Origin of the sequence: Legionella maioricensis (genome assembly GCF_023618015.1) — a bacterium.
Lineage (GTDB): Bacteria > Pseudomonadota > Gammaproteobacteria > Legionellales > Legionellaceae > Legionella > Legionella maioricensis.
Genome location: NZ_JAJKBJ010000010.1, coordinates 55665 through 77229, shown reverse-complemented (window position 1 = coordinate 77229; position 21565 = coordinate 55665). Strand labels below are relative to the sequence as shown.

The following is a 21565-nucleotide window of genomic DNA, read 5'->3' as shown; positions in this document are numbered from 1 at the left end:
CAGATGAATGTAGATTATCAGGCAATGATACGCGTTTTGAGTCAAGTGATTTGGCCTATGTGGCGTATTGGTGGTTTGATGCTTACAGTACCTGTTTTTTCTTCTGTCTTAATTTCTTCACGGATTAAGGTGTTATTTGTTTTGACGTTAAGTTGGATATGCGCTCCCTTCGTATCCCCCCAACTATCATTTCTGCATTTTAATGGTCTTTATCTGGTGTACATGATACAGGAATTATTTCTTGGCCTGTTAATGGGGTTTGCTTTACAGCTCGTATTTCAAATTTTTGTTTTAGGTGGTCAGATTATTTCAATGCAAGCCGGATTAGGTTTTGCAGTGATGGTTGATCCTTCCAGTAAAGCCAGCGTTCCTTTGGTAAGTCAGTTGTATTTGATGATGACTACTTTAGTATTTTTAGCATTGAACGGTCATTTAACCTTACTGGATGCACTACTGAATAGTTTTAAAATGATGCCTATAGGCCAGTCGCCAATAGATAATACTATGGTATGGCATGTGATTATGTTTTCTGGCTGGATGTTTAAGGAGGCGGTATTAATTTCCATTCCGGCAATATTGTCTCTACTTATTGTTAGTTTGTCCTTTGGAATAATGACGCGAGTTGCTCCACAACTGAATATTTTTTCTTTGGGCTTCCCTATTACTCTAATAATGGCCATGGCAATTATTAAAATAGGTTTGCCAAGCGTTGGGACGGAAATAGTTTCAAGTATTGAACAGGGAATGCAGTTTATAATAGGGATGTTACGCTGATGTCAGATGAAGAACAGGCACAGGAAAAAACCGAACAGCCCTCGGCCAAGCGACTAAAAGAGTCGCGAGAGAAGGGGCAGGTCGCTCGATCCAAAGACTTTAATGCGACGGTAATTTTATTAGTTACCGCTGTAGGCTTCTTTATTTTTGGAAAACAACTCTCCACTCATTTGGCTGTGATGATGCGACAAGCTTTTGAGTTTGATACGCAAATAATTCTTACTCCTACTTTAGTTTTTGAACGGTTATTCTTTTTAGCAAAAGCCGGACTTTGGGCTCTTGTTCCCATATTGGTTGTTATTTTTCTTATCTCTTTAGGAGCCCCTTTATTAATGGGCGGATGGGTATTTAGCGGCCAATCCTTACAACCTAAATTCTCGCGACTGAGTCTGTTAAAAGGTTTTAAGCGTATGGCTTCTCTAAAGGGATTTGTTGAAATGCTTAAATCCTTTTTTAAATTCGTTCTTGTTGCTGGCATTTCCATCCTGGTTCTTAAATCGCAGGTTCCTTTATTGTTAAGTCTAAGCAATGTTCCAATCGAAACAGCAATTCATGATGGTGGATTTATTATTGTTAAGTCTTTTCTTTTCATTTCCGCAAGTTTAATTCTAATCGCTGCTTTGGATGTACCTTTCCAATTATACGAACACAGTAAGGCAATTAAAATGACCAAACAGGAATTAAGAGATGAATATAAAGAAACTGAAGGGAAGCCTGAAGTAAAAAGTGCTATTCGTAGAGCTCAGCAAGAGTTGGCCAGACGACGTATGATGAGTGAAATTCCTAAAGCCAATGTCGTGTTGACCAACCCGACTCATTATGCCGTTGCAATCAGTTATCATAAAAAAGGCAGTCGTGCTCCTATTGTTGTTGCCAAAGGCAAGGATTTGATTGCATTTCAAATCAGCAAAGAAGCGAAGACGCATAAGGTGCCTATTATTTCTGTACCTCCTTTGGCACGGGCCATTTATTTTTCTACCAAATTAAATGCTGAAATACCCAGAGGATTATACGTCGCGGTGGCACAAGTATTAGCCTATGTGTTCCAGTTACGTGATAAGCAACGCTATGATTATAAACCTGAAATTTTACAAAACGTTCCTATTCCACCTGAATTGGCTCGTGAAGCAGAGGAAGACATCAAATGACAGCCGCCTTGAATTATATACAGTCCTGGATGCGTCAGGGATTAGGTACTCCGTTGATGTTGATCATCATGCTCAGTATGATGATGCTGCCATTACCTCCTTTTTTATTGGATATATTTTTTACTTTTAATATTGCACTGTCGTTGGTGGTTTTATTAGCGGTTATTTATAGTGAAAGACCTTTGGATTTTGCAGTCTTTCCTACCGTTATTTTGCTTGCCACTTTATTAAGACTGGCACTTAACGTTGCTTCTACGCGAGTTGTGTTATTAAACGGCCATAATGGTACCGATGCTGCTGGCCACGTCATTCAATCTTTTGGTGAGGTAGTAATTGGCGGAAATTACACGGTAGGTTTGGTCGTTTTTATTATTTTAGTAGTGATTAATTTTGTGGTCGTTACTAAGGGTGCTGGACGAGTATCTGAAGTGAGCGCACGCTTTACTTTGGATTCTTTGCCTGGGAAACAAATGGCTATTGATGCCGATCTTAATGCAGGATTAATCAATCAGGAGCAGGCCATTAAGCGTCGAACCGACGTCGCTCAGGAGGCTGATTTTTATGGCTCTATGGATGGAGCAAGCAAGTTCGTACGTGGCGATGCAGTGGCAGGTATATTAGTGCTGGTTATCAATATTGTGGGAGGATTGATTATTGGTATCCTTCAACATGGAATGAGTTTAACGGATGCATTGCACAATTATATTTTATTAACCATTGGTGACGGTTTAGTGGCTCAAGTTCCCTCTTTAGTTTTATCTACTGCAGCCGCAATTATTGTTACTCGCGTTTCCAGCGCACAAAATATGGGCAAAGAAGTTATATCGCAAGTTTTTTCTAATCCTCGCTCACTTATTATCGCCTCAGCTATTATAGGATTAATAGGTATTATTCCAGGCATGCCCCATGTTGCTTTTATCTTATTATCAGCAGGTTTAGCAGGGATAGCGTATTTATTTATCAAACAAGCCAAAGCAAAAAGTGATTTGCAGATTAATAAAGAAAATGAACAGACTCAAACGAAAGATCCTCTCACTTCAGAATTATCCTGGGATGATGTTAATCCTGTTGATGTCATTAGTTTGGAGGTAGGTTATCGTTTGATTCCTTTAGTAGATAGTGCTCAAGGAGGGGTATTGCTTTCGCGAATTAAAGGAGTTCGTAAGAAAACATCACAAGAGTTAGGATTTTTAATCCCTTCAGTTCATATTCGGGATAATCTGGATTTAAAACCCAATCATTATCGGATTAGTTTGGCTGGAGTGATTATGGGGGAATCGGCAATTCATCCGGATAAATGGTTGGCTATCAATCCCGGACAAGTGTTTGGTACTCTGGAAGGAATTCCAGGGCGAGATCCTGCTTTTGGGATGGAAGCCGTCTGGATTAATGAAAATCAAAAAGAACAAGCACATACTTTAGGTTATACCGTAGTAGATGCCTCTACAGTGGTTGCAACGCACTTGAGTCAAATAGTGGATTTGAACAGTCAGCAATTATTGGGATATGAAGAAACTCAGCAACTTTTAGATAAACTGGCAGTGAGCTCACCTAAACTGGTTAAAGAGCTGGTTCCTGATGGGCTTTCTTTAGGTATGGTAAGTAAAGTACTGCAAGGGTTGTTAATAGAGCGTATTCCTTTGACTGATATTAGAACTATAGTCGAAACTTTGGCGGAGAATGCGCCAAAATCTAAAGACAGTGAGTTTTTAATTAGTCAGGTAAGGATCGCATTATCAAGGTTAATCACGCAAAAAATTAGCGGATTGGACGAAGAACTCCCCATTATTACTTTGAAACCCGAGTTGGAACAATTATTGCAGAATACTATTCAGAACAGTGGCGGTGGCGGCGTCAGCTTTGAACCCGGTATGGCAGATAAAATACAACACTCTTTGGCTCAGTTTGCTGCTCAACAGCAGGCAAAACAAGAAAGTTCTGTATTAGTGGTACAACCAGCAATACGTTCTGTTTTGGCACGATTTGTGCGTAATATATCCAATGACTTCCATGTATTGTCTTATCAGGAAATTCCTGATAACAAACAAATAAGGATAATTGGTACCGTAGGATAGTCATACTCATAGCGAGTATAAAAGGCAGGAGGCTTTATGAAATTGAAACGTTTTGTCGCTGCAGATACCCGCAGTGCGATGCAACAAATCAAGGCTACTTTTGGTCCTGATGCCGTCATTTTGTCTAGTCATCGTGTAGAGGGTGGGGTTGAGGTAGTTGCTGCTATTGACTTTGATGAATCCATTTTGTCAACTCAAGCAGCGGTGGCTTCTGCGGAGCCTCCGACCCAGACTGAAAAATATCCTCCTCAAACACCGATAGATGACATGCGTCAGGAAATCCAGACATTGAGAGGGATGCTGGAAGCTCAATTAAGAGGAAATGTGGGAGGAAATGAGCCTCTACATACTGTATTGTTACAAAAGCTCTTATATTTGGGGGTCAGTCATACTACTGCTGCTGCCTGGGCACGTACAGTGAGTCCTGAATTAAATCAACAACGAGCTTGGCAAGCAGTGTTAGCCCATATTTCCGAGCTGTTACCTATTCGCGATACACGACGGATAGAAGAAGGGGGCATTTATGCATTTGTCGGGCCAACAGGTGTTGGAAAAACGACAACTCTTGCCAAAATTGCGGCGCGCTTTTCTTTAAGATTTGGCGCTGATAAATTAGGTTTAGTTACTATGGATACCTATCGTATCGCAGCCCAGGAACAATTAGTTCTTTATGGAAAAATTCTGGGAGTAAAAGTATGTGTTGCTCAAGATGAGGTTTCTTTAGCACGAGTGTTACGTCAATTAAGTGATAAAAAACTGATTTTGATTGATACAGCAGGGATGAACCCCGCTGATGAGCGGGTCGCCAAGCAAATGCATGTTTTGAGTACTTATCTCCAATCCATTGCTAAAGTTCTGGTATTACCCGCAACCAGTCATTATCAAGTGCTCATTGATGCAATAAGACGATATCAGGCGAATCATATCGATCAATGCATCGTGACAAAATTAGACGAGTCTCTGGCCATAGGTGGCGCCTTAAGTGCTGTCATCGAATCTGGCTTGGGAGTGAGTTATTTGACGCATGGTCAACGAGTCCCTGAAGACATCAAAATGGCTACGCGTCATCAACTTGTTGAGCTGTTTGCTCAACAAGAACTTCAATTGTTCCCGGCCGATAAATACATCAGCAAGGAACAAGCGCGTGTTGGGAGGGAATATCATGTCGAAAACTAACAAGAGCATTAAGGATCAGGCTTCTGGTCTTAGAAATTTATCCCGAACTAAACCGGTTAAAGTGATAGCAGTCACAGCAGGTAAAGGTGGGGTGGGCAAAAGTAATGTTTCCGTTAATTTGGCTGTGGCTCTGGCTCAGCTCAATAAAAGTGTGATGTTGCTTGATGCAGATTTAGGTTTGGCCAATGTTGATATTATGCTGGGATTGCATACCAAATATAATTTATCTCACGTCATTCAGGGAATATGTCATTTAAGCGATATTATTTTGCAAGGACCCAGTGGCATAAGAGTGATTCCCGCTGCTTCTGGAACGGAATTCATGACCCAACTGACTCAGGCTGAGCATGCAGGGATCATCGATGCCTTTAATGAGTTAACCGATGATTTGGACTATATGATTATCGATACAGCCGCGGGAATTTCAGACACGGTGTTGAGTTTTGCTCGCTCCTCACAGGAATTAATTGTTGTTGTATGTGATGAACCGACCTCATTAACGGATGCCTATGCTTTAATCAAGGTGATGAGTAAACGCTATGAGTGGACTCATTTTAACATTTTAGCCAATATGGTCAGAAATTTAAAAGATGGACGAGATTTATTTAATAAATTGCTCCGAGTTTCTGAACAATTTCTTGATGTTCATCTAAACTATTTAGGAGCGGTACCGTTTGATGAGAATGTTCATAAATCGGTAAAAAAGCAAAAACCGGTTTTAATTGCTTGCCCTGATTCTCCGGCTACGATTGCATTAAGAGAGTTAGCGGAAACGGTGAATAATTGGCCGTTTAAATCATTATTAGGAGGCAACACGAGTTTCTTTTTAGAACGATTAGTATCAGGTGAATTTTAAATTGTTCACTATACTTAAAATAGCTTTAAATGAATTTGGGTTGGATTTTATAGATTATCAATTATCTGTGCTGTTCTTGTAAGGAGAGTATCGTGGATGCTTTAGCTGCATACAGCAAAGTAAATCAACAAACCCAGGAAACACTGGTAAAAGGTCATGCTCTATTGGTCAAACGGATAGCCCATCATCTATTGGGACGTTTGCCCCAAAGTGTTCAACTTGACGATTTAATACAGGCTGGGATGCTTGGTTTACTTGAGGCTGCGAGACATTATGATGCGTCTAAAGGAGCTTCATTCGAGACCTATGCTGGAATTCGTATTCGAGGACATATGTTGGATGAGGTACGGCGCAATGATTGGGTGCCTCGCTCGGTTTATCGCAATTCCAGAATGATTTCTGAGGCGGTAAAACAAGTGGAACATCGATTGGGGCGAGAGGCTAAAGATTTTGAAGTAGCCGAGGAGTTAGGCCTACCCATTAATGAATATCATGAAATGTTGCAGGACTCTGCCAGTAGCCATTTATATGGTTTTGATGACTTAGGCGTAACCGATGACATTTTATATTCTGAAGGAAGCGGATCATCCTCTGAACCTCATGTCAGCGTACTGCATACGGATTTAATGAGTCATTTAACGCAGGTCATCGAAGGATTGCCTCATAAAGAACGACTGGTTTTGTCTTTGTACTACGAACAGGATTTGAACTTAAAAGAAATTGGAGAGGTTTTGGAGGTGAGTGAATCTCGTATATCTCAAATTCTTAGTCAAGCAACTCACCGTATTAAATCACGCTTACCGGAATAGATAATAATAATGGATTCATTAACACTAATAGGTTTATTAACAGGTTTTCTCGCAATTATCATAGGGCAATTGATTGAAGGGGGCGATTTACATTCTCTGCTCAATGTGGCTGCCTTATTTATTGTCTTGGGAGGAACTTTGGGGGCAGTAATGTTGCAGACCCCAATGCCAACCTTTAAAAGGGCATTTAAAATTTTACCCTGGATATTTAGGCCGCCTCGTATCGGTTTTGATGAATACAGAGATTTGCTCATAGAGTTAGCTAAAAAAGCACGTCAGCTGGGATTACTTTCCTTGGAAGATCACTTGGAAGTCGAGCGCAATCCATTAGTTAATAAAGGGCTTGAACTATTAGTTATTGGGGTAGATAAACAAACCATAAGAGATGTATTAGAAGCCCAAATCGATCATGATGAATCACAGGATTTACGAGCAGCACATGTTTTTGAAAGTATGGGAGGCTATAGCCCTACTATAGGAATTCTCGGAGCTGTTTTAGGATTGATTCAAGTCATGAGAAATTTGGCTGATCCAGGAAGCCTGGGGTTGGGCATAGCAGTAGCATTCGTGGCTACTATCTATGGGGTAGGTATGGCTAATCTTATATTTCTACCTGTAGCTAATAAATTAAAAAGTTGTATTTCTCGCCAAGTACATTTTGATGAAATGATTGTAGAGGGATTAGTTGCCATAGCCTGTGGTGAGAGTCCCAATATGTTACAACTAAAATTAAATAATTTTGGCAAGCATAAAAAAAATGAAAGCAAGACGAAATAGGCCGGAAGAGCATGTAGATAGCCATAGATGGGTAGTCTCCTATGCGGATTTTATTACCCTGTTATTTGCTTTTTTTGTGGTGATGTACGCTATTTCATCAGTCAACGTGTCAAAATACAAATCACTTTCAGAAGGGATGAAATCAGCATTTAATAAAAAAGATCAAAATAAAGCGATGGTATCCACTGATAACAAAATAAATGGCCCTGCAGAACGAAAGACCAAAGGCAGCTATAGAGATGGTCTTGATGACTTAAATAAATCATTGTCGGAATTGGAGAATGGAGATTTTAAAATTAACCGGCAAGAGGGCTGGATAGAAATGGATATGAAAGCAGGTTCTTTATTTGAATCAGGGACTGCTGATTTGACTCCAGAAGCTTTAGTGAAATTAATGCAATTAGCGACAAAAATTAAAGAGGTTCCTTTTCCTATTGTAGTTGAAGGGTATACTGACGATATACCAATAGAAACACCGCAATTTCCTTCTAACTGGGAGCTTTCTGCAACCAGGGCTGCTACCGTAGCGCGTGTTTTAAACAGTTATGGCATCAGCACAGATCGTATTTTAGTTACCGGTTATGGGGAGCAATATCCTATTGCGGATAATCTTACAGAAGAAGGAAGGGGTTTAAATCGGAGAGTAAATATTGTGATCGCTAAAGACAGGAATGTAGACCGCTTGATCAACCCGAGAATAAATCAGATACATAATGTTATTGTTAATATGGTGCCTTCTGTAGAGTTAAAAAAACAAAACACGAATAAAGTACAATCACCACAACAGAATGGGAATAAAGTAGAATCACCAAAACAGAATACGGATAAAAAGGAAAAAAAATGATCAATATCATCCTGAGTTTTAATCTAATCATCTTTTTGTTTATAGGCAATTTTTTATTAAATCAACGTAAGCAAATCGCCGCTCAACAGGAAAAAATAGATTCTTTGGAACAATTAACAGTGCAAATACAGAAAGATCACCCGGTATTAATTAATGCTGATTTATTATTTGCTAAACAATTAAGAGAAATTAATAAACAATTAATCAGTATGGATAATCAATTACAAGATTTGGAAAATAAAAGAGATAATGATGGTGGCTATCAACATGCTTTAAGAATACTGGAGATGGGGGGCGACCGTGACGAAATTGTTGCCAGCTGTCATTTATCTAATGCTGAAGCAGAATTATTAATGAATTTGCAGGCTTATCGTTCTGCCATAAAGACGACTTAGGCACTATAAATACCTTATTAATTAATGTTCCTAAACCAATTACTATAGCTAGAAAGCTACTTTCGCTGTAAAATCCTATCTTTATTTTTTAAGAGACACTTATGTTAGAAGTGAATCATATTAACCTGAGCTTAATTGACTTGGGTAAGCGTATTGAATCGCTTAGGGGGTACCTTTGACTTTGAAGCGAAAAGTGAACGCCTCGAAGAAGTGATACGCGAATTAGAATCATCAACGATTTGGAATAATCCTGAACAGGCTCAAGCTTTGGGTCGTGAACGAACTCAATTGGAATCAGTTGTTCTTTCTTTAACAAATCTGGGGCAATCCATAGTTGATTTAACAGAGTTGTTCGAGCTTGCCCGAGAGGAACAAGATGAACAGACAATTACTGATATTGGGGAAGAATTACAGTCCATAGAAGAACAAGTCGCGGGTTTTGAGTTTAGACGTATGTTTTCTGGCAAAATGGATAACGCTAGTGCTTATCTGGATATTCAGGCTGGGTCAGGTGGAACAGAAGCCCAAGATTGGGCTGAAATGATACTGAGAATGTTTTTACGATGGGGCGAACAGCATGGCTTTACTACTGAGCTCATTGAATGTTCTCCGGGGGAAGTCGCGGGCATTAAAAGTGCTACTATCCATTTTACTGGTGAATACGCTTTCGGCTGGCTTCGAACTGAGACAGGAGTTCATCGCCTGGTTCGTAAATCACCTTTTGATTCAGGTAACAGGCGTCATACTTCTTTTGCGGCCGTTTTCGTTTCCCCTGAAGTTGATGATGATATTGAAATAGAAATTAATCCAGCGGATTTACGAATAGATACCTATAGGGCTTCTGGTGCGGGTGGTCAGCACGTTAACCGAACTGATTCTGCGGTACGGATAACCCATGCGCCTAGTGGCATAGTGGTACAATGCCAGAACGATAGAAGTCAGCACAAGAACAAAGATCAGGCGATGAAGCAGCTGCGTGCTAAGTTGTATGAATTGGAAATGCAAAAGAAGAATGCGGAGCAACAAGCCTTGGAAGCGACTAAATCTGATATAGGTTGGGGATCGCAAATTCGCTCTTATGTATTAGACCAGTCCCGGGTTAAAGATTTGCGCACAGGTGTAGAAACCAGTAATACCCAAGCGGTATTAGATGGCGCATTAGATCAATTTATTGAAGCCAGTTTAAAGGCAGGAGTAGGGCAGCATGACTGAAGAACATTTAGATGAAAGCTTAGATGAAAGTGAAGTTTATCATATTCGTAAACAAAAATTAGCTGAGTTACGTAACGGTGGTTTTAATTTTCCCAATCAGTTTCACCGTGAGCACCTCGCTGATGAGTTAATGAAAAAATATGGCGACTTTGAAAAAGACCCTTTAGCACAACAACAGGTTAAAGTAACCGTTGCCGGACGTATTGTTTTAAGACGAATTATGGGTAAAGCCAGTTTTTTCCATATTCAGGATGTATCCGGACGAATCCAAATCTACATCAGGGCAAATGATCTCCCTGAAATATATGAACAATTCAAACATTGGGATTTAGGGGATATTGTTGGCGTTAAAGGCGAACTCTTTAAAACCAATACTGGGGAACTTACTATCAATGCCGAGTATGTTGAATTATTAACTAAGTCCTTAAGACCATTGCCTGATAAATTCCATGGCTTGGCTGATCAGGAAATGAAGTATCGTAAACGCTATGTTGATTTGATTGCTAATGAAGACAGTCGACGAACCTTTTTAATTCGTTCACGACTGATACAAGCAGTCCGTCAATTTATGGATAAAAATCAGTATTTAGAAGTGGAAACGCCGATGATGCATCCTATCCCGGGCGGTGCTGTGGCTCGACCTTTTGTTACGCATCATAATACTCTGGATATGACCATGTATTTGCGTATTGCTCCTGAACTTTATCTAAAGCGATTAGTCGTAGGGGGATTTGAGCGAGTATATGAAATTAATCGTAATTTCCGTAATGAAGGAATTTCTACTCGCCATAATCCTGAGTTTACGATGATTGAGTTTTATCAGGCTTATTCAGACTATAAAGATTTAATGACCCTTACAGAGCAACTATTACAGTATTTATGCGATACAGTTTTAGGGAGTAGGCAAGTAGAATATCAGGGGCAGGTCATTGATTTTAATAAACCTTTTGCACAGATGAGTGTGAAGGAAGCGATATTAAAGCATCATCCTAAAATTAGTGCGCAGCAGTTAGAAACTATAGAGGGATGCAGAACATTTCTTAATGATTTAAATTTACCGTACAAAGAAACAGACGGACTGGGTAAATTGCAGATGATAGCGTTTGAAGAAACAGTAGAACATCAGTTATTTCAACCTACCTTTATTACTGCGTACCCAACTGAGATATCTCCCTTAGCTCGACGCAGTAATTCTGATCCTGAGGTAACAGACCGGTTTGAATTTTTTATTGCAGGCCGTGAAATTGCTAATGGTTTTTCCGAGTTGAATGATGCTGAGGATCAGGCGGAACGTTTTCATCAACAAGTTGCAGAAAAAGATGCTGGTGATCTGGAGGCCATGCATTTTGATAGCGATTACATTGAAGCCTTGGAATACGGTTTGCCTCCTACGGCAGGAGAGGGCATAGGGATAGACAGACTGGTTATGTTATTCACTGATTCACAGTCCATTCGTGATGTTATTTTATTCCCACAGTTACGCCAATAATTGGGGAGTGATTTATGTCTGTTCGCTGGATCCAAAGAGCAGTTCAATATGTTAAAGAAGTGCAGGACGTTGGTTTTTTTGCTTTAATGTCAGATTCCCGTATTTTTATGTTTTTTACGGGAACCCCCCTATATTATGTGATGTTTCCGTTCATGGGGTTTTTGCTTACCATTTCGGCCTTATTTAATGGATATCATCTTGCTAAGGCCAGAAATAAAAATCTGGATCAGTGGTTCGGTTTTATTACATCAGCAGTCTGTGCAGTTTTGGCCAGTATTTCGCTGTATGGCGCTGCTATATCAACAGCATATGGTCTTTCTTTTGCAGCAGGGCCATGGTTTTTTTTCAGCAGCGTCCTTGTTGCAGCTTTTCATCAGTTAGCGATGTTAGGGCTTAATGGATATAGAGCTTATGAATCTCTTCAGGGATCTGCCCAGCGCATGCATTATATTCAAGCGGTCATAAATAATTTATTTGTTCTAGGCTTATTAACTGCTGTTGTAGGAGCTGTGGCCTTTGTAATGCTTTTTCCTGTTGCTCCTGCGGTAGGATCTGCTTTTGCTTTGACTGCGGTAACTTTTACTCTCTTAAATATTTTATGGCGGTTCACTCCCCATAATTGGAAGCTGTCTATCAAAGGACTGTTACATTTAGGGAAACCAGAACCAATAGAGCAAGAACAACCTACCGAGTCATCGGAACTAATAAGTACATTGGATGCGGGTTTGCAGCATGATCATCTATACCATCGGATATTTACCCGTTGTGATTACAGTGCAGTAGTTAAAGCAATGGAGCCCACTGCAGGAGAGGCTTATCTGCAAAAAATTATTACAAGAAAAATTGCTGTTCTTCAAGGCTCCTCTGCCCATGAAATGGAAAAAAACACTCAGAAAGCAGCTTTTCTTGCTGATATATCATCAGCTCTAAATGAGCATAGAGCAATGAACAAGAAAGAGTTATTAAGAACCTATCCTCTGGCATTCCAGAGTTTTTGGGCCGACAAGGGGGATGTGGAGCAATTGTTTGACGCTGCTAAGGTTTTATTTGACAAGCGCGAGCGGCAGATAATACTAGACGCTACCCCAGTTGAACCTGAGCAAACTCTATTATTTAATTGAACATTAAACTAGAAATTTTTCAAGTCTGACTATCATGCAAAGATAACAGTCAGGCTTGAATTATTATTTATTAAGAATGTCCGTGTGAATGGGCGTGTCCATGTCCGTGTCCAGTGTCGACATGTCCATGTTGATGGCCGTGTCCATATTCAGTATTTATATGTCCATGACCGTGATAGTGTCCATGATCATGGTGATGGCCGCCGAAAACAACCGGTGTGGGGAAAATCGTCGGTTGGTAATAGGTAGGACGACTATAAACATAGCCAGGTGTCCTAACTGTATAAGAGCTGTTTCCTGAAAATAAAAAGGGTAATAAACAAACGGCGCTAATGAGACCAATAAGAGCTAATACTCCAGCAATAGGTGCAAGAGGTGCTGCTACTGCTACTGCTGCGGTGCCAATCAGGGCTGCGGTACTTACCTTAGCGGTTGTGGCCAGAATAATCCCTCCAGCTATCACTGCTGCAGCGGTTAATGCCCCCAAGCACTTTAACATGAAGCTGTAATTGGTATTATTATTTGAAGGGCTCGCTTGGCCATGATGATGAGTTCTTGCTTGGCCATGCTGATGTTGAGTTCTTGCTTGGCCATGCTGATGTTGAGTTCTTGCTTGGTCATGCTGATGTTGAGTACCTGCTTGGCCATGCTGATGTTGAGTTCGTGGACTTCTTTCTATTTTTACTTCCATTGGTTACCTCATCTGTTGTGCCAGGTTAAAAAATGTATTTCAGTTCGAGCTAATTTACTGTGAGTGGAGAACTTTTTGTTTTTTATAGACATTCATCCCGGTAAACAAATTGGTCATTATCGGATTTGTTCATAAATAAAACATAATTAACAAGTTCCTTTCTACACGATTCGGATTTTACCGCATCAATGACAAATGTCACACTATTTTTTAATTAATCAAATAAAAGAGGGGCTATGGGGGCAATTGGTCCTTAGACGCTCCACAGCTTGTTCTTGAGAGTTCCTCAAAAAATTTAAACAGTCGAGAGCAAGGCATTATCTGGCTCCGTTTGACTGATGAGCACTACTATGGCTTAAGCCACTTTATGTCATTCCGAGGAGTTTGCGACGAGGGCTCTTCGCCACATTTTGGAGATCCTTCGCTTCGCTCTGGATGACGTTTCTTAAGTCAACGGCAGTCAATAACTTCTTAGAAAAATGATTTATATTTAGACAAAGTGCTTTGCATTTACTAAGCTTAGGATATTTCCAGCAAGATTAACTCAAGAGTATAAGGCGGAACTTTTATTATTAATAAAGGATTATTAACATGGATAAAAAAATTGAACTGTTAACACCTGAAAATTCAGTACTTTTATTAATAGACTATCAACCACAAATGGCGTTTGGGGTCGCTAATATGGATCGTCAATTGCTGAAAAACAATGCGGTTTCTTTAGCAAAATCTGCAAAATTATTCGCAGTACCTACGATTCTAACATCGGTTGAAACCGAAAGTTTTAGTGGCTACATCTGGCCAGAATTATTAGACGTCTTTCCTGACAATGACATTATTGAACGAACCAGTATGAATTCCTGGGATTCTGCAATGGTTAGAAAACATATTGCTGGTACCAAGAGAAAAAAATTAATACTAGCAGGTTTGTGGACAGAGGTGTGTATCAATATGTGTGCTTTTTCAGCCATGCAAGATGGATATGAAGTATATGTTGTTGAGGATGCATGTGGAGGCACAAGCTTTGCGGCGCACCAAACGTCAATGACTCGCATGATTCAAGCAGGGGTTGCTCCGCTCACCTGGCAACAGTTATTGCTAGAATGGCAAAGGGATTGGGCAAGGAAAGAAACCTATAACGGAACCATGGATATAGTCAGAGAACATAGTGGTGGCTATGGGATGGGGGTTGATTATGCCTACACCCTGGTTCATAAACAAAAATCAAGAAGTCAATGGAAAGGTAAATTGATCAAATAGTCCAATATCAGTCTGGAGCAATCTCGCTATGGATATTATTTTCTTTAACGGGCTTTTTAAAGGTCCGGGTATTAGTCAAAGCGATGTGACTGCTGTTGCTATCAAAGACCATCGGTTTGTGCAGTTTGGTTCCGATCAAGAAATCCTTTCTTTAAAAACACCATCGACAAGGCTGGTGGATTTACAAAAAAAGAGGGTTATCCCTGGTCTTAATGATTCTCACATTCACCTTATTCGCGGTGGTTTGAATTTCAATATGGAGCTAAGGTGGGATGGCATCAATAATTTGAGTGACGCTTTATTCATGCTAAAAGAACAAGCTGCAAGAACTCCGGCACCACAGTGGGTTAGAGTGGTTGGTGGCTGGAGCGAGTTTCAATTTAAAGAAAAAAGAATGCCTTCCTTAGATGAAATTAATGCGGTTTCTAAAGAGACGCCGGTGTTTATTTTGCATTTGTACGATAGAGCCTTGCTCAATAAAGCAGCACTTAATGTCATCGGTTACGATAAAAACACTCAAGAAATGCCGGGTACGCGTATTCAACGGGATAAGGAAGGTAATCCAACGGGGATGTTAATTGCTAATCCTAATGCCATCATCCTCTACTCGACCTTAGCTCAAGGCCCAAAGCTTGATAAAGAAGATCAAATTAATTCTACGTTACATTTCATGCGTGAGTTAAATCGACTGGGTGTCACTAGTGTCATCGATGCTGGGGGTGGTTTCCAAAATTATCCAGAAGATTATGAGGTAATCAATGAACTGAATGAAGAGAATAAACTGACGGTTAGAATCGCGTATAATTTATTCACTCAAAAACCGAATCATGAATTAGCCGATTTTGAGCAATGGACTAAAAACAGCCAGTATCAACAGGGGAATGATTATTATCGCCATAATGGGGCGGGAGAAATGTTGGTGTTTTCTGCTGCTGATTTTGAAGATTTTTTACAACCTCGTCCTGATTTACCTCCAGTCATGGAGGAGCAATTAAAACCAGTGGTGCATTTATTGGCACAGAAATCCTGGCCGTTCAGGTTACATGCTACTTATGATGAGTCTATTGCAAGAGCCTTAACGGTGTATGAGCAAGTCCATGAAGAAGTACCCATTAATCAATTACATTGGTTTTTTGATCATGCCGAGACTATATCCGATAAATCAATCGAAAGAGTACACGCTCTTGGCGGTGGTATTGCCATCCAAAATCGTATGGCATTCCAAGGTGAATATTTCCTGGAGCGCTATGGAAAAGAGCAAACTCTTCGTACTCCACCCCTCAGTAAAATTCTATCAGCAGGTATTCCTGTGGGCATGGGAACTGATGCAACAAGGGTTTCCAGTTATAATCCCTGGTTATGCATTTACTGGTTAACCTCGGGGAAAACAGTAGGGGGAACAGTGCTGTATGAAAACGATAATATTCTCTCCAGAGAAAAAGCGTTAGAACTGTATACCAAAGGCAGTGCGTGGTTTTCTAATGAATCTAATAGTAAAGGATCTTTTTTGCCCAATCAATTGGCTGATTTTGCTGTGTTGTCCAAAGATTTTTTTCAGGTTACTGAAGAGGAAATCAAAGAGCTTTACTCCTTAATGACGGTGGTTGGTGGAACGATTGTGCATGCCTGCGAGCATTTTGCTCACTATAATCCTCCTTTACCGCCGGTGAGTCCTGATTGGTCGCCAATAAGACATTATGGAACTTATGGCGGTAATAAATTATTGGCTATGGGTTCCAGTACCACAACCCATCTCTGTCACTCTTTAAATCATCTTGAATCTAATTGGCATTGGGGAGGAAATTGTTATTGCTGGGCATTTTAATGAACTCTTGTTCTTATCGGCAAGTGAATTGGGTAAGGAGTACAATAATGCGTAAAGTTGGATCTCTTGTCTGTACGGTTTTGATGTTAGCTGATTTATCTCTGATGACCGTCAATGCGGCGCAAAATTCTGATTTTTCCGTTGGGCCTCAATACAACACCACCCATGTTTACGTGGCTCCAGGACAGTTTGATCGCTTCATAGCCAGCTTTATGGGTACTTTTGGAGGAAATACTTCACCGCAAGGTATCTTTCAGGTAACCCCAACGCCGAGTCAGACTATGTCGCAGCTGGGATTAACTCCGGTAGGGGCGGTATCTGTATTCGGGTTCAAGACACCTATTCCTTATCCTTTTGGACTTGAACGAACAGGCTATCTCGTTAAAGATTTGGATAAAGCCCTCGCTGCTGCACGTGATTCAGGAGCCGATGTTGTGGTAGCACCATTTTCTGATCCTGTAGGCAGGGATGCTATTATTCAATGGCCTGGAGGCGTGTACATGCAACTCTACTGGCATAATATCCCGCCATCTTATGCCAAGTTGAAAACTATTCCGGAAAATCGAGTCTATCTGTCTCCAGACAGTGCCGATCTGTTCATTAAGGATTTTCTTCGTTTTTCAAAAGGTAAGGTAGTATCGGATAATCCAAATGCCCCTGGTATTGAGATAGGACAACCGGATAAACATTATCGACGCGTACGTATTGAATCCGGTTTTGGGCGAATGCTGGTCATCATCACCAATGGCGATTTAGTTTGGCCCTATGGTCGTGAAATAACGGGTTATGAAGTGCCTAATCTTAAAGAGACTCTTGCGCAAGCACAAATAGCGGGAGCAACCATTCTGGTCGAGCCTGTTATCGCGGAACAACGTCTTTCAGCCATGGTGAAGTTTCCCGGCGGTTATATTGCAGAAATCCACGAAATTTCGTCTTTACCCGCAGCTATGGAAAAGCCTTGATGCAAATTTGACGGGATCAACTCATTTTTTTGTAGTCTGGGTGGGGGCCGCAGGACTGAAACCTGGGCTTCACTTCGTTTCACCCAGGTTACTCGCTGCGACGTCCAAGGATCAATTGTCGACTGCCCCTAACATAAACAAGCCAGTTGATCTTGCTGATCCTTCTCAGGAGTATGAGAAGCAAGATTAGCAGCAGGCGTAAAGAACCTTCCCGCTTTAGAGTTCACTGCCTCAGGCTTTGGCACAACAGCTAAACTGGCTTGGGGTTTGGAACGGAAATCTAAAGCATTCAACACTTTTGCGGTTGTATTTCCAGGAACTTCTGCATCGACTACCGCATTTGCATTATTTGATGCTGGAGTCACAACTTCCTGGTGTTTGAAACGATATAAATTAGCTAAAATAATGGTGGATTCAAGTACCATTAAGGCCACACCCAGTGCCGGGTTAAGCGCAAAGCCCAAGGCAACAAACAATCCTGCTGCCACCAAAGTAATCATTGAGTTATAGGTTAAACTCATGAGTAAGTTTTGGAAAATATTTTGTTTGGTTTTTTGTGCTACATCAAATGCTGTTGCAATAGGAAATAGCAATCCCTGTTGAATCACTATGCCCGCATGTTGTTCCGTGATGTCATCACCAATACTTGATTTAACCGCAATGCCTATATCTGAATAGGCAATTGCGGTGACATCATTGGCTGCGTCACCTACCATCGCTACTTTATAACCGCGGCGTCTTAACTGTTCTATATAACCTGTTTTAGATACCTCTCCCGGTTTAGTAATCGCACCTACGGTATTGGCGCAAATATTCTCTTTGGGGATACCTAATAATGCGGCATATTTTTCTGCAGTTGCCTGATCTGCCCCGGTACAAATATGAACCTCTTTACCAAGACGCTTTAATTGATTGACTGTTGCCAGGGCATCTTCACGCAAAGGGTCGTGGAGGTCAATTTGTCCTATGACTTTGGTCCCGCGAACAATGTAAACCGAACCATTTTCAGGATTATTATAAGGCTCATTGATATGGGTAATTCCATTCGCTAATAGCATGTCTTTATTGCCTATTATGAATGTCTCACCATTGATCACACCTTTCATGCCAGAGTGATGACTTTTATCAACGGAAGTTATTTCTAATGGCTCGCTTGAAACAATGCCTTGACCTTCTATATAAGACTTAATCGTTTTTGCCACTGGATGTTGGGATTGATCTTCTAATAAGGCGATATGGCTCAAAAACTTTTTATTTTTATCTGCAATATAAAAAGAGCTCACCTCGATTTGGCCTTTAGTAAGTGTGCCGTTTAAATCAAAAACAACGACATCAATATCAGCAGCGGCCTGTAACGCTTTGCCATTTTTAAAATTAATTCCTTTTTCAGAGGCTTTTTTCATCCCTATTTTAACTGCCAGGGGGGTAATCAAGCTCAAAGCACAGGGGCATGCACTCACAAGAACAGAGATAACGCATTGAATAGCAAGCGCGGGATTAAATACGGAACCGATGACAATTCCGGATACAAGAGCTACAGCGAGCAAGCCAGGAATAAAATATTTCAATACTGTATTCGCAAACAGTTCAATCGGTGCTTTTTCGCTATTTGCTTTTTTAATATTTTTTGCGATTAATGAGAGATAAGAGTTTTGATAAGTTTTTGTTACACGCATTTCCAATGAAGGAACATGAGAAGCTAAAGTCATGCCGGATTTTACTGTATCGCCCGGTTTAAATTCTTTCAAATCGGGAGAGCCATCTATTCGAGTGGTATAAAGTAGTGCGGTGCTCGTTAATACACCATCGACGGGAATAACATTTCCGCCTTTAACAATAATAATATCGTTAGGAATTAAGGTCTTGGCTGAAATTTCCTTATCCGGATTGCCCTTTAACTTGACTAAGGCAGGTATACAAGCGCGCACATCCAGTTTTCTAGTAATTTCATCTTTTAAGGTATGTTCAATTCCTTCGCCTAAATGCCAAAAGCCCAATACCAAAGGTGCTGCTTCAAACATCATAGGTAAACCGGGAACAAACAGGCTTGCGATAGACACTCCAACAATGGTCAAAGTACTAATGGTGTATAGGGTTGTAGTATTCCATTTTTTTTCCAATAAGGCACGCCACGCTGATTGATAAATAGTGCGTCCCAAGTACAGTGTCATCAACGTAGTAAGCCCTGTGATGACGTAGTAGGCGATCATAGGAATATTAAAACTTGCAATAGAAAGGACAAGTAAGCCTACTCCCCAAACCAAGCCTAATGCAGCTTTAAGCCAATGATTGTCATGTCCATGAGAATGATCATGAGAACACTCATGGGAGTCATCAGAGCACTCATGAGAATGATCATGAGAACATTCATGGGAGTCATCAGAGCACCCATGGGAATGTTCATGAGAGAGCTCATGGGAATGTTCATGAGAGCACCCATGGGAATGTTCATGAGAGAGCTCATGGGAATGTTCATGAGAGAGCTCATGGGAGTGTTCATGAGAGAGCTCATGGGAGTGTTCATGAGAGAGCTCATGGGAGTGTTCATGAGAGTGCTCATGGGAGTGTTCATGAGAGAGCTCATGGGAGTGTTCATGAGAGAGTTCATGGGAGTGCTCATGAGAGAGCTCATGGGAGTGCTCATGAGAGAGCTCATGGGAGTGCTCATGAGAGAGCTCATGGGAATGTTTATGAGCGTGCTCATGAGAGTGCTTATGGGAATGTTCTTGTTTAGTCTTCTTTTTCCGTTTTTTAATACGGTCAGGATGTACAGGTCTGGATGCATGTACATGATCTTCATGCCCCATTTCCTCTTCATCAAAAATTTCTTCTGTTTCTATTTCTTCATTTACAGTAATCCCTTCTTTTAACAAAAGCTGCGTCACTTGGGCTTGTATGGCTATAGCATCTTGAGATTTACATAATAAACTGATGCTTTTATTTTGACTGTTCAAATCGATGGCTACCCGCACTAACTCCAGGTTTTGATCTTCATTCAAAATCTGTTCGATTTTTTTTGCAGCTTTTTCCGAGTCGGGAAATTGGGCATCATCTGAAAGGCGGAAGCGATAATTATAATAATACATTAGTTTTCTCTATTTAAATGAATACCAGGATGCAAAGAAGGCAATGGCTTATAAAAAGTGTTATAATATAACACTCAATTGCTGAAAATCAAGAAACATTAAGTAATTTTTAGACAGAAAATGTTCTTTGTTAAATCATTGGGGACAGTTGTTGGATTATTTTTCCATAGAGATTATGGTAAACTACAGTGTACTAACTAAACTTGAAGATGGTTGATGAAACATAATTTGTTGGACAGGGCCTATAAACATTGCATACACCATGGCTATCGATTTACAGAGCCAAGAGAGCGTGTCCTCAAAATATTAGCGGATGAGAGAAAGCCTCTTGGTGCTTACGAAATACTGCAGAAACTATCCATGGAGGTTGAGAACCCCAAGCCGCCTACAGTCTATCGTGCCATTCAATTTTGGCATCAAGAGGGATTTATTCATTGCATCGACAGTCTTAAGTCCTACGTTGCCTGTTTGCATGGCCATCACGTGGGGCAGGCTCAGTTCCTCATTTGCAGTCAATGTGATTTTGTCAAAGAATTAGAGTGCATTCTTGATTTTACTTCTGTAACTGAATCAGCTAATGCCATTCAATTTTCAATTATAAATTGCACTGTAGAAATCAAAGGTTTATGCGCTGATTGCAATCTGACGAATCGAGGCAATTAAGGCTTAGACTCTGGGTCCTTTTGGTTCCTGAGTTTCTCTAGGCGCTTCATTCAGATTAGGTGTTTGATTATTACTCAATTTTACTTTTTCATTCTTTATAGAATAGACCAGATAAAATAGGGTGCAGCCATACAGGCCCATTTCCAAAAAAGTAAATATAGGAAAGTGAGTTTTCAATTCATGGCGGGGTATGGAGTTATTTTGAGATGAGTGATGATGAGACCGTTGATGCGTCTGTTGCGACTGTCGACTAAAAAATGTACTTCTCCTCAGGGGCGGTACTCCTGTTAGCCAACGTTTTAACATAACAATCCTTTCTTATTAAATAAAGTAAGCTGGGTCATCCGACATAACCGCCAAGCTGAGATTTATTGCTCTGCCCACAAGATCTTTGACAATTTATCT

General features: G+C 40.5%; 20 protein-coding genes. 17 read left to right on the top strand and 3 right to left on the bottom strand.

All coding sequences use genetic code 11. The features are described from left to right. Positions 1-3: 3 nt before the first annotated feature. The 12 genes from fliR (at position 4) to LOX96_RS09745 (ending at position 12676) form a co-directional block, all read left to right on the top strand. Positions 4-774, top strand: a complete 771-nt coding sequence (gene fliR, locus LOX96_RS09800) for a flagellar biosynthetic protein FliR (protein WP_250421721.1) — start codon at positions 4-6, stop codon at positions 772-774. Next, positions 774-1922, top strand: a complete 1149-nt coding sequence (flhB, locus tag LOX96_RS09795) for a flagellar biosynthesis protein FlhB (protein ID WP_250421720.1) — start codon at positions 774-776, stop codon at positions 1920-1922. Before fliR ends, flhB begins: the two co-directional genes overlap by 1 nt. Next, complete coding sequence (gene flhA / locus LOX96_RS09790) at positions 1919-3997, top strand: flagellar biosynthesis protein FlhA (RefSeq protein WP_250421719.1); 2079 nt, start codon at positions 1919-1921, stop codon at positions 3995-3997. Before flhB ends, flhA begins: the two co-directional genes overlap by 4 nt. A gap of 36 nt (positions 3998-4033) precedes the next feature. Further along, positions 4034-5173 (top strand): flagellar biosynthesis GTPase FlhF, encoded by a 1140-nt coding sequence (gene flhF / locus LOX96_RS09785; RefSeq protein WP_250421718.1) that lies wholly within the window; start codon positions 4034-4036, stop codon positions 5171-5173. Continuing rightward, entirely contained in the window at positions 5160-6029 is an 870-nt protein-coding gene (locus LOX96_RS09780; RefSeq protein ID WP_250421717.1) for a MinD/ParA family protein, read from the top strand. Before flhF ends, LOX96_RS09780 begins: the two co-directional genes overlap by 14 nt. 92 nt (positions 6030-6121) lie before the next feature. Further along, positions 6122-6838 (top strand): RNA polymerase sigma factor FliA, encoded by a 717-nt coding sequence (locus LOX96_RS09775; protein WP_250421716.1) that lies wholly within the window; start codon positions 6122-6124, stop codon positions 6836-6838. Positions 6839-6847: 9 nt separating this feature from the next. Then, positions 6848-7615 carry a flagellar motor protein gene (locus tag LOX96_RS09770; protein WP_250421715.1) on the top strand — a complete coding sequence of 256 codons (768 nt, stop codon included), beginning with the start codon at positions 6848-6850 and terminating at the stop codon, positions 7613-7615. Further along, positions 7596-8459 carry a flagellar motor protein MotB gene (locus LOX96_RS09765; protein WP_250421714.1) on the top strand — a complete coding sequence of 288 codons (864 nt, stop codon included), beginning with the start codon at positions 7596-7598 and terminating at the stop codon, positions 8457-8459. The genes LOX96_RS09770 and LOX96_RS09765 overlap by 20 nt, the downstream gene beginning before the upstream one ends. Then, positions 8456-8854, top strand: a complete 399-nt coding sequence (locus LOX96_RS09760; RefSeq protein WP_250421713.1) for a DUF2802 domain-containing protein — start codon at positions 8456-8458, stop codon at positions 8852-8854. The genes LOX96_RS09765 and LOX96_RS09760 overlap by 4 nt, the downstream gene beginning before the upstream one ends. Positions 8855-8955: 101 nt before the next feature. Further along, positions 8956-10066, top strand: a protein-coding gene (gene prfB / locus LOX96_RS09755; protein WP_250421712.1) for a peptide chain release factor 2 whose coding sequence is annotated in 2 segments (ribosomal slippage) — positions 8956-9030 and positions 9032-10066 — 1110 coding nt in all. Because the reading frame shifts where the segments join, the coding sequence is not laid out codon by codon here. Beyond that, a complete protein-coding gene (gene lysS / locus LOX96_RS09750; protein ID WP_250421711.1) occupies positions 10059-11555 on the top strand; it encodes a lysine--tRNA ligase in 1497 nt (498 codons plus the stop codon). The genes prfB and lysS overlap by 8 nt, the downstream gene beginning before the upstream one ends. 14 nt (positions 11556-11569) lie before the next feature. Next, entirely contained in the window at positions 11570-12676 is a 1107-nt protein-coding gene (locus LOX96_RS09745) for a hypothetical protein (RefSeq protein ID WP_250421710.1), read from the top strand. Positions 12677-12746: 70 nt separating this feature from the next. Here the strand turns inward: LOX96_RS09745 and LOX96_RS09740 are convergent, their stop codons facing one another. Then, complete coding sequence (locus tag LOX96_RS09740; RefSeq protein ID WP_250421709.1) at positions 12747-13367, bottom strand: hypothetical protein; 621 nt, start codon at positions 13365-13367, stop codon at positions 12747-12749. A gap of 591 nt (positions 13368-13958) precedes the next feature. Here LOX96_RS09740 and LOX96_RS09735 point away from each other — a divergent pair. The 3 genes from LOX96_RS09735 to LOX96_RS09725 are packed head-to-tail and all read left to right on the top strand — an operon-like array spanning position 13959 to position 17411. After that, positions 13959-14624, top strand: a complete 666-nt coding sequence (locus tag LOX96_RS09735) for a hydrolase (RefSeq protein WP_250421708.1) — start codon at positions 13959-13961, stop codon at positions 14622-14624. A 28-nt stretch (positions 14625-14652) separates the two neighbouring features. Continuing rightward, positions 14653-16449, top strand: coding sequence for an amidohydrolase (locus tag LOX96_RS09730; RefSeq protein ID WP_250421707.1), 1797 nt, complete (start codon positions 14653-14655; stop codon positions 16447-16449). 47 nt (positions 16450-16496) lie between these two features. Further along, complete coding sequence (locus LOX96_RS09725; protein WP_250421706.1) at positions 16497-17411, top strand: glyoxalase; 915 nt, start codon at positions 16497-16499, stop codon at positions 17409-17411. 128 nt (positions 17412-17539) lie between these two features. On the opposite strand, the gene LOX96_RS09720 is transcribed toward LOX96_RS09725, so the two are convergent. Further along, complete coding sequence (locus LOX96_RS09720) at positions 17540-19621, bottom strand: heavy metal translocating P-type ATPase (RefSeq protein WP_431606635.1); 2082 nt, start codon at positions 19619-19621, stop codon at positions 17540-17542. Between the two features lie 155 nt (positions 19622-19776). Between LOX96_RS09720 and LOX96_RS17710 the strand changes: the two genes are divergently transcribed. Next, on the top strand, positions 19777-20145 hold the full coding sequence (locus LOX96_RS17710) for a hypothetical protein (RefSeq protein ID WP_431606634.1): 369 nt from the start codon (positions 19777-19779) through the stop codon (positions 20143-20145). Between the two features lie 568 nt (positions 20146-20713). Then, the gene (locus tag LOX96_RS09715) at positions 20714-21160 is read left to right on the top strand and encodes a Fur family transcriptional regulator (protein WP_250421704.1); all 447 of its coding nucleotides are present in this window, start codon (positions 20714-20716) and stop codon (positions 21158-21160) included. A 3-nt stretch (positions 21161-21163) separates the two neighbouring features. Here LOX96_RS09715 and LOX96_RS09710 read toward each other — a convergent pair whose 3' ends face one another. Continuing rightward, positions 21164-21466, bottom strand: a complete 303-nt coding sequence (locus tag LOX96_RS09710) for a hypothetical protein (protein ID WP_250421702.1) — start codon at positions 21464-21466, stop codon at positions 21164-21166. Positions 21467-21565 lie beyond the last annotated feature (99 nt).